The 7777-nt window shown below is 65.4% G+C and carries 10 protein-coding genes; 4 read left to right on the top strand and 6 right to left on the bottom strand.

What is annotated here, in order from left to right; translation table 11 throughout:
* Positions 1–117: 117 nt before the first annotated feature.
* Both GNK13_RS00050 and GNK13_RS00045 read right to left on the bottom strand, forming a co-directional pair.
* Positions 118–408, bottom strand: coding sequence for a hypothetical protein (locus GNK13_RS00050; protein WP_164100383.1), 291 nt, complete (start codon positions 406–408; stop codon positions 118–120).
* 5 nt (positions 409–413) lie between these two features.
* Complete coding sequence (locus tag GNK13_RS00045; RefSeq protein WP_235934683.1) at positions 414–1136, bottom strand: HEAT repeat domain-containing protein; 723 nt, start codon at positions 1134–1136, stop codon at positions 414–416.
* A 265-nt stretch (positions 1137–1401) separates the two neighbouring features.
* On the opposite strand from GNK13_RS00045, the gene GNK13_RS00040 reads away from it, so the two are divergent.
* Positions 1402–2619 (top strand): hypothetical protein, encoded by a 1218-nt coding sequence (locus GNK13_RS00040; RefSeq protein WP_164100382.1) that lies wholly within the window; start codon positions 1402–1404, stop codon positions 2617–2619.
* Between the two features lie 12 nt (positions 2620–2631).
* On the opposite strand, the gene GNK13_RS00035 is transcribed toward GNK13_RS00040, so the two are convergent.
* The 4 genes from GNK13_RS00035 to GNK13_RS00020 form a co-directional block, all read right to left on the bottom strand.
* A complete protein-coding gene (locus GNK13_RS00035) occupies positions 2632–2934 on the bottom strand; it encodes a polyhydroxyalkanoic acid system family protein (RefSeq protein WP_164100381.1) in 303 nt (100 codons plus the stop codon).
* A 187-nt stretch (positions 2935–3121) separates the two neighbouring features.
* Positions 3122–3316 (bottom strand): hypothetical protein, encoded by a 195-nt coding sequence (locus GNK13_RS00030; protein ID WP_203328853.1) that lies wholly within the window; start codon positions 3314–3316, stop codon positions 3122–3124.
* Positions 3317–3456: 140 nt separating this feature from the next.
* A complete protein-coding gene (rsmA, locus tag GNK13_RS00025; RefSeq protein WP_164100380.1) occupies positions 3457–4359 on the bottom strand; it encodes a 16S rRNA (adenine(1518)-N(6)/adenine(1519)-N(6))-dimethyltransferase RsmA in 903 nt (300 codons plus the stop codon).
* Entirely contained in the window at positions 4317–4952 is a 636-nt protein-coding gene (locus GNK13_RS00020) for a riboflavin synthase (protein WP_164100379.1), read from the bottom strand. Before GNK13_RS00020 ends, rsmA begins: the two co-directional genes overlap by 43 nt.
* A gap of 136 nt (positions 4953–5088) precedes the next feature.
* Here GNK13_RS00020 and eno point away from each other — a divergent pair, with 136 nt between their 5' ends.
* The 3 genes from eno to tmk are packed head-to-tail and all read left to right on the top strand — an operon-like array spanning position 5089 to position 7625.
* Positions 5089–6366, top strand: a complete 1278-nt coding sequence (gene eno, locus GNK13_RS00015) for a phosphopyruvate hydratase (RefSeq protein WP_164100378.1) — start codon at positions 5089–5091, stop codon at positions 6364–6366.
* A 25-nt stretch (positions 6367–6391) separates the two neighbouring features.
* Positions 6392–6976, top strand: a complete 585-nt coding sequence (locus GNK13_RS00010) for a hypothetical protein (protein ID WP_164100377.1) — start codon at positions 6392–6394, stop codon at positions 6974–6976.
* Between the two features lie 22 nt (positions 6977–6998).
* Entirely contained in the window at positions 6999–7625 is a 627-nt protein-coding gene (tmk, locus tag GNK13_RS00005) for a dTMP kinase (RefSeq protein WP_203328852.1), read from the top strand.
* Positions 7626–7777: the final 152 nt, after the last annotated feature.

The raw sequence follows: 7777 nt of genomic DNA, 5'->3' as shown, positions 1-7777 counted from the left end.
CGCGGCTAGCGCCGTCGGCTCACCCGCGGCTAGCGCCGTCGGCTCACCCGCGGCTAGCGCCGTCGGCTCACCCGCGGCTAGCGCCGTCGGCTCAGGATTTTCTGACGGAGCCTAGGCTCACTCGGCCGCGTCGGAGGTCGACCGCGGCAGGCCGCTATAGCTTGGCCGCAAGCCGCTGAGAATCGCGGTTCCGGTGAGGAGCATCAGCGCTGCAAGCATGACGAAGAAGACGCGCGCCGCCGGTTCTCCGTACCGCTGTTGGATGCTGCGAACGCTGGCCAGCCGATAGGGAGAGGTCATCAGGCCCGCCGCCGAAGCGGTCGCCGCGGCAGCCAATCCAATCGCCAAGCCGCCCACGATCAAGTCATCCCACCGCACGTAATCCCCCCCCACGTAGTTCCACAGCACGACGCTCAGTCCTCACTCTCGAAGCGGTCGGGGTCAAACCCTTCGTCGAACGGGAAGTCGTCGACCACCCGCTCGAGCGTTCGCGCTTCCAGACGAGCCGCTTCCAGGTCCGGGCAGATCGACAGGGCTCGGCGGAGTGCGGCGAGTCCACCGATCAAGTCGCGATCGGCTTCGTGCGGCCGGTGCAAGCGACAGTGGGCCAGACCGATCCAGGCTTGGTAGTGGAAACGGCACCGCCAAAGGCAGGCGCGGTACGCGTCTTCGGCAGCGACCAGATCGTCCAGTCCGTGCCAGCAGAGCGCCAACTGGTGATGGGCTTCGGCATACAGTGGAGCTTGGTCGCTGAGGATCAGAGCGGGGGCCAAGGCGGCCGCAAACTCGCCTCCGTCGTTCAGGTGCATGACCTGAAGCAACTGGTGCTGGTGCGTCGGCGCCGCGTCGCGAATCAGTAACGCCCGGAAGGAATCGTCGGCAGCCAAACGGACGCCGCGATCGGCGTCGGCCAGCCGGCGTCCGAGCGGCTCGATCGAGTCGTGGTCGCCGAGCACGCCGAGAGCAAGCGAGGCAGCGCGGCGGAGCTCGACGCTGCCACAGTTGAGCAGACGTCCCAGCGTGGCCGTCGCGTAGTAGCGGCCCACTTCAGCAGCAAAGCGGGGCGAGTCGGCGGTGGTCAGATAACGCCGGTAGGCGGTGACCAATCGAGCGGTGCGGAGGACCGGGGCGGTCACGGGAGGGAACCTCGGGGGGCGAGACACACGGACCGCTTTATCGCGGGGGCCGACAGCCGTGTCGGTTGCTGCATCCTATGCGGCCGTCGGTTCGGGGCAAGCAAAGGTCGATACGCGTGAGTCTACCCGCCGACTCCCCAGTTCTCAAACGATTTCGTCTCCCGATCCACCGGGGCGATTGCGTATTCCGGCTCCGCTTCGACTGGTCCATACTGCAGCGATGGACCACCCGCCAACCCACGCAGAACTGATTCGGGAGCGCAGGATGACCGGAGAGTTCCGGACGCTGATGGCCGCTGCAGCGCTTGTCGCCGTGTGGAGCGCCATGCCGGGGGCAGCCCCCGCGTTCTCGGCGTCGCCGGCGAGTTCAGCGGCGACCGCAGCCGATTTCCCACGCCCGGTGGCGGCCCCCCGCGAGACGTCGCTGCGGATCTTCGCCGAAGGCAAGACGCTTGAGGAAACGCTCGCCGGGATCCGGGAACGAACCGGGCTCCGCGTTTGGCGAGACCGCCGCGTCGACCCCGCGCTGCCGCTGCTCAGCGAGAACTATGGTCCGACCGCGGGAGCCGTCCTCGACCAGCTCGCCGCGGAGCACCAACTCGAAGTCGCTGTGGCCGACGAAGTGGTGCTGCTCGGCCCCGCTCCGGCTCCCGAACTGGCAGCGACAGAAATGATGGCCGCGTGGGACAGCTTGGTCGCCTCCGGGAGAGAGGATCGCCCCGACGACACGCTGACCCAAACTCGCGCCGTCCGCTGGCCGATGCTGACCACTCCCAGCGAGGCTCTCCAGACCGTCGCCGAGCAGTGGGATCTCCGCATCGACTCGGTGTCTCTTCCGCACGATCTGTGGCCGGCAGTCGATCTGGGTGAAGTCCGCGTCACAACGGCCCTGGGGCTGATCGGCGTCGGCTTCGACCTGTCGCTGGAACTCGACCCGGTGACGCGGCGAGTCACCGCCGAGCCGCTGGGGCCGCAGACGCGAGTCGCCCGCGAGTACCCGGGACAAACGCTACCGCCCCAGCTGCGGAGCCGCTTAACGTCGCCTGCCGTGGGTGGACAATTGCGCAAGCAAGGAGACCGCTGGTTGCTGAGCGGTCCGGCCAAGGCCCACGCGATGCTCGAGTCGCTGCTGGTCTCGACTGGCACCGGTTCGCAACCGCCCGACTCAGCGCGTGCCAGAGAGATGCGCGCCGCAGCGAGTCACTCTGGAGGCGATCCGCAAAACCGGGAGGTTGACGGCCTCAAGCGATACTCGCTCCGCTTGGTCAACAAGCCGGCCGATGCGTTTCTCGAGTCGCTGTGTCGTTCGGTCGGTTGGCAGCTGGAGATCGCTCCCGAAGCCGCCGCGCCGCTCACCCAGCGGATCGATCTCGAGGTCGAGCAAGCGACGCTCGACGAATTGATTGAACGCGCCGTGGGGCCGCTCGGGCTGCGGGCCGAGCGGGACGGTGAGCGGTTGCGGATCGTCGGCGAGCGTCGCTAGGGGGCGACTGAGCTACCGCAGCGATTCGCTCAGCTTGCCATCGATCGTCCGCTGAATTTTGCTGCGGAACAGGGTCGCCCGCGGAGGCACGTGGCCGTCCCACTCGATCCGTTCGGGACCGACCCGGAAATCGGAGGCGATTTCGAAGCCATAGGCTTTGAAGGAGATGTGCAGCGTGTCGCCTCGCCAATCGCTTTCGAGATCGTTGACCATGTCCGCGTAATCGGCGCGGATTTGGTCGAGCATCGAATCGAGTCGATTGCGAACGGCGTGAGCTTCGAGATTGTGGCAGATCTCGCTATGCATTGCGTGCATGATGGGCAGTCCAGCGGGTGTTCTTCCATGAACGCCCGGGGCTCAATCCCCCGGGTCCCTGTTACTTCGCCTTTTATCGGCAAATCCGCCCGCAACAATCATGCGAATTAACGGGCCTATGAATCAGAGGGCCCATCAATCAACGGGCTCATCAATTAACGGGCCCATCGATCAACGGGCCCATCGATCAACGGGAAGCATAGTAGCGGCGATCTTCCGGGTGCCAGAGCGGCAAACCGCTGCGGACTCGCTCACAGAGGATCTCGAGCTTCTCGTGCGATCCCGGCAGCGCTTCGGTGGGCTTGAAGGTGATCTGGGAACAGGGTCGCGGCTCGAAGTCCCAGTGACCGGCGCGAACTGCGTCGAGAATCGATCTTGGCACGTCGTTAAGCTCCAGAAGAGATCGGGCCGCCAGGCTGTGGCTGAGGCAGCCGGACGCTGAGTATCGGAGCGGCGCGGGAGCCTGTCAAGAAAATGGGGCCCCGCAAGAAAACGGGAGCCCCTCAAGAAAATGGGGGCCCCTCAAGCAGCCGTGGCCTGCCGCAGGCGCTCGATCAACTCGATCGTCTGCTCGACGCTCAACTCCTCGGCCCGCGTCGTCGCCCCCATGCCGAGCTCGTCGAGCAGCTGGTCGACGGTCGCTTTGTCGAGCCGCTCCTTCATGGCGCTAACGACGACGCTCCGCAAGAATTTGCGGCGGTGAAAGTAGAGCGCCCGCACGGTGCGGTGGTAGAAGTCGAGATCGTGGACTCGGCGGCGGAGTTCGTCGCTCGGATCGATCTGGAGGATCGCCGAGTGGACTTTGGGACGCGGCCAGAAGACCGAGGGTGGCAATACGCGGACGATTCGCGGGTGGGCCAGCGTCTGGACCCAGATCGACAGCGCGCTGTAATCCTTGGTCGACGGAGCGGCGATGATCCGCTCGGCCAACTCCCGCTGAATCGTGACCACGATCCGCTCGGGGACCGGATCGAAGAGCAGGATGTTGCTGATGATCGGCGTGGCCACGTTGTAGGGCAGGTTCGCGACCAGCTTGAGTCGCGCTTGCGGGCCCGCCGCGGCCAGCTTCTCCTGCACGACCCGCACGACCTCGGGGTGGAGGGTGTTTTTGTTCTTCAGCGCGTCGGTCTGCAGGAGCGTGACGTTCGGCAGCGTCGCGAACTCTTGGCGCGCGAGCTCGGCGAGGTTCTCGTCGATTTCGACCGTGACGACTTGGGCGGCCCGCTTGGCCATTTTGGCGGTCAGCGATCCGGTGCCGGTGCCCACTTCCAGGACCACGTCGCGGGGACCGAGGTCGGCCGAGCGAGCGATCAGTTCGATCAGGTTCAAGTCGACCAGAAAGTTCTGTCCAAACCGATTGACGGGACGGAGCCCCGCCGCTTTCAAACGGTTGGCGACGTAGCTGATGGTTTGTCGGTTTTCCATGCGAGCTGAGCCTGGAGTTGTCGCTCGACGTACTTGGCGAGCACGTCGGTTTCGATGTTCACCGGGTCGCCCTCGCGGAGTTGGCCCAAGGTGGTGACCGAAAGGGTATGGGGAATCAGCGCGACGCTGAACGAATTGTCGGTGACGTCGACGAGGGTCAGGCTGACGCCGTCAACCGTGACGCTCCCCTTCGAGGCGAGTTGGCCCGTCAGCGCCGCCGGGACGGTGAACCAGAGCCGGGCCCAGGGCGGGTCGTCGATTCGCCGCAGCAGTTGCCCGCTGGCATCGACGTGCCCGGTGACGTAGTGACCGCCGAGCCGATCGCCGGCGCGAAGGGAGCGTTCAAGGTTCACCGGGCTGCCGGTCTGCAGCCGGCCCAGGTTCGTCCGCGAGAGCGTCTCTTCGCCCGCCTCGAACGTCAAGCGGCTCTCAGCCCGATGGACGACGGTGAGACAGCAACCGTTGACGGCGATGCTGTCGCCGAGCTCCGCGTCGCTGGCGACGATTCCGGCTTCGATCGTCAGCCTCGCGCCCGGTGCGACGTCGACCCGCTCGACGACGCTCCCCATCGTTTCGATCAATCCGGTGAACATGGTATGAACTGTACGCCCAGCCCGCCAAACGCACAATGCGGCGGGCTGCCTGGACTCGATCGCCGCCCATTGGCACAATGCCCGCAAAAATACTCCACCACTCCGTTTCCTTTCCTTCAGCGGAAAACCCAAGACGATGAGTTTGATCGAATCGGTCCACGCCCGCCAAATCTTCGACAGCCGCGGCAATCCCACCGTCGAGTGCGAGGTGATCCTCGACGACGGCAGCACCGGACGCGCGGCGGTGCCGAGTGGGGCCAGCACCGGCGCCCACGAGGCGTGGGAGCTGCGCGACGGCGACAAGTCGAAGTACATGGGCAAGGGAGTTTCCCAAGCGGTCGAGAATGTCAATTCGAAGATCGCCGACACGCTGCTCGGGATGAGCGCGCTCGACCAGCGTGGCATCGATGCAGCGATGATCGAACTGGACGGGACCCCCAACAAAAAGGCGCTCGGCTCGAACGCGATCCTCGGCGTCTCGCTGGCCGTCGCCAAAGCGGCTGCGAACTACACCGCCCAGCCGCTGTATCGCTACCTGGGGGGCGCCGGAGCCCACCTGCTGCCGGCCCCGATGATGAACATTATCAATGGGGGCGAGCACGCCGATAACTCGGTCGACGTCCAAGAATTCATGGTGATGCCGCTCGGGTTCGAAACCTTCTCCGACGCGCTGCGGGCGGGAACCGAGATCTTCCACAACTTGAAAAAGGTCTTGAGCTCCAAGCAGCTCAACACGGCGGTCGGCGACGAGGGAGGATTTGCTCCCGACTTGGGGAGCAACCAGGAAGCGCTCGACTTGATCATGCAGGCGATCGAAGCGGCCGGTTACAAGCCGGGTGAGCAGGTCTGGATCGCGCTCGACGTCGCTTCGACCGAGCTCTACGACGCCTCGAAGAAGACCTACGCGATCGACGGCAATCAGCTGAGCGGCGATCAGCTGGTCGACTTCCTCGCCTCGTGGTGCGACAAGTATCCGATCTGCTCGATCGAAGACGGTTGCAGCGAGGACGATTGGGAGACCTGGAAGAAGCTGACGCTGAAGCTCGGCGACCGCGTGCAGTTGGTCGGCGACGACTTGTTCGTGACCAACACCGAGCGGTTGCAGCGGGGGATCGACGAGGGAATCGCCAACAGCATCTTGATCAAGGTCAACCAGATCGGGACGCTCACCGAGACGATCGAAGCGATCCAGCTGGCCGCGCGGAACGGTTTCACGAGCGTGACCAGTCACCGCAGTGGGGAAACCGAAGACGCGACGATCGCCGATTTGGCCGTCGCGCTCTCGACTGGCCAGATCAAGACCGGCTCGGCCAGCCGCAGCGACCGGATGGCCAAGTACAATCAGCTGCTCCGCATCGAGGAAGGCCTCGGTGCGACCGCCCGCTACGGCGGACCTCTGCTGATCCGCAAGTAGCGACTTCGCTTCGGAGCTTCGAGTCATGGTTGAATTGTTCGCCGAGCGGCCGCTGTTACTCTCAGTGCTGCTCGGTTTGCTGGCCATGGCGATGTTCTACGCTTGGACACGGAGCGGACAGCGGAGCCTCTTCGTCGCAGCCGGCGTTCTGGGGCTGCTGATCCCCGTGGTGTGGGTCGTGGCCGGGGCGATCGTGACCGAGGAAGAAGAGCTTCGCACGTGGCTCGCGCGCCTCGCCGCGGATGTCGAGGCGAATCGTTTTGAGGATGCGTATCGGGCGATCCACCCGGATCAAACCGAGGTGCTCCAGCGGGCCCGGGCGGAGCTGCCGCGATACGAGTTCTCGCAGGCCCGGATTGCCAGTTTCCGCAGAATTCGCGTGCTGGAGGAAACCGACCCGCTCGAGGCCGTGGTCGATCTGAATGCCAACGTGGTGGTCAGCCAGAAGCGGGGCCCGGTGCAGAACCAAAAGGTCGTGCGGCGGCTGCTGCTGCATCTGCAGAAGACGCCTTCCGGCTGGAAGGTGATCGACTACGATCATCGTTCACTGGTCGGCCGCGATGCCTTCAGCACCGGCGGGAACGATCTGGAAGAACTGTTCCGCGAGTAGAAGAGAAAAGGGTCCCCGCACCGTGTTCATTGCCTTCGACGGAATCGACGGTGCTGGGAAATCGACGCAGATCACGCGGCTGGTCGAGGCCTTGCAAGCCGCCGGTCGCGACGTCGTTTCGGTTCGTGACCCGGGCAGCACGGCGGCTGGCGAAGCGATTCGGGCGCTGGTGCTCGATTCGGACCTGGAGATGCACCGCCGCTGTGAAGCCCTGCTCTACATGGCCGCCCGCAGCCAGTTGGTCGAAGAGCGGATTCGCCCGGCGCTTGCCGCGGGCCAGATCGTCGTCTCCGACCGGTATCTGCTGGCCAACGTCGTCTACCAGAGTGCCGGGGGAGGCGAAGCGGCCGAGCTGTTATGGCAGCTCGGCGAAGTGGCGATCTCCGGGGTCCGGCCCGATCTGACCGTCTTGCTCGACCTGCCCGCCGACGTGGCCCTCTCCCGCCTCGACCGGCCGGCCGACCGCATGGAAGCGCGCGGCGTGGAGTACCTGACGGCAGTTCGCGAAGGCTTTCGCAAGCAGCTGCCGCGAGCGAGCCAGCGGACGCTGATCGTCGACGCGGCGCAGTCGATCGAAGCGATGGCCGAAGCCATCCGCACCGCCGTGTTCGCCCTCGCCGAACCCACCACCGACCAACCACCCCAGTAGACCCTGTCAGAAAACCTGGGACGACACCCTCCCCCCGGGAGGGCCGCGCAGTTTTCCGGTCCCCTCTCCCCCGCGGCTTGGCTGCGAACGAAAGTTCCGCAGCCAAGCCGTGGGGGAGAGGGCTAGGGTGAGGGGGCCGTAGCCGGCCGCTT

The sequence above is a fragment of the Candidatus Laterigemmans baculatus genome (assembly GCF_010367455.1).
In the GTDB taxonomy this organism is placed as follows: Bacteria; Planctomycetota; Planctomycetia; order Pirellulales; family Pirellulaceae; genus Laterigemmans; species Laterigemmans baculatus.
Note: the sequence above shows the minus strand (reverse complement) of the source record. Positions and strands in the feature narration are given on the sequence as shown.

Excerpts from the sequence above, each read along its gene's own strand:
- GNK13_RS00040 (WP_164100382.1), top strand. The coding sequence starts at position 1,402 with ATGACCGGAGAGTTCCGGACGCTGATGGCCGCTGCAGCGCTTGTCGCC.
- GNK13_RS00035 (WP_164100381.1), bottom strand. The coding sequence starts at position 2,934 with ATGCACGCAATGCATAGCGAGATCTGCCACAATCTCGAAGCTCACGCC.
- rsmA (WP_164100380.1), bottom strand. The coding sequence starts at position 4,359 with ATGGAAAACCGACAAACCATCAGCTACGTCGCCAACCGTTTGAAAGCG.
- GNK13_RS00020 (WP_164100379.1), bottom strand. The coding sequence starts at position 4,952 with ATGTTCACCGGATTGATCGAAACGATGGGGAGCGTCGTCGAGCGGGTC.
- eno (WP_164100378.1), top strand. The coding sequence starts at position 5,089 with ATGAGTTTGATCGAATCGGTCCACGCCCGCCAAATCTTCGACAGCCGC.
- GNK13_RS00010 (WP_164100377.1), top strand. The coding sequence starts at position 6,392 with ATGGTTGAATTGTTCGCCGAGCGGCCGCTGTTACTCTCAGTGCTGCTC.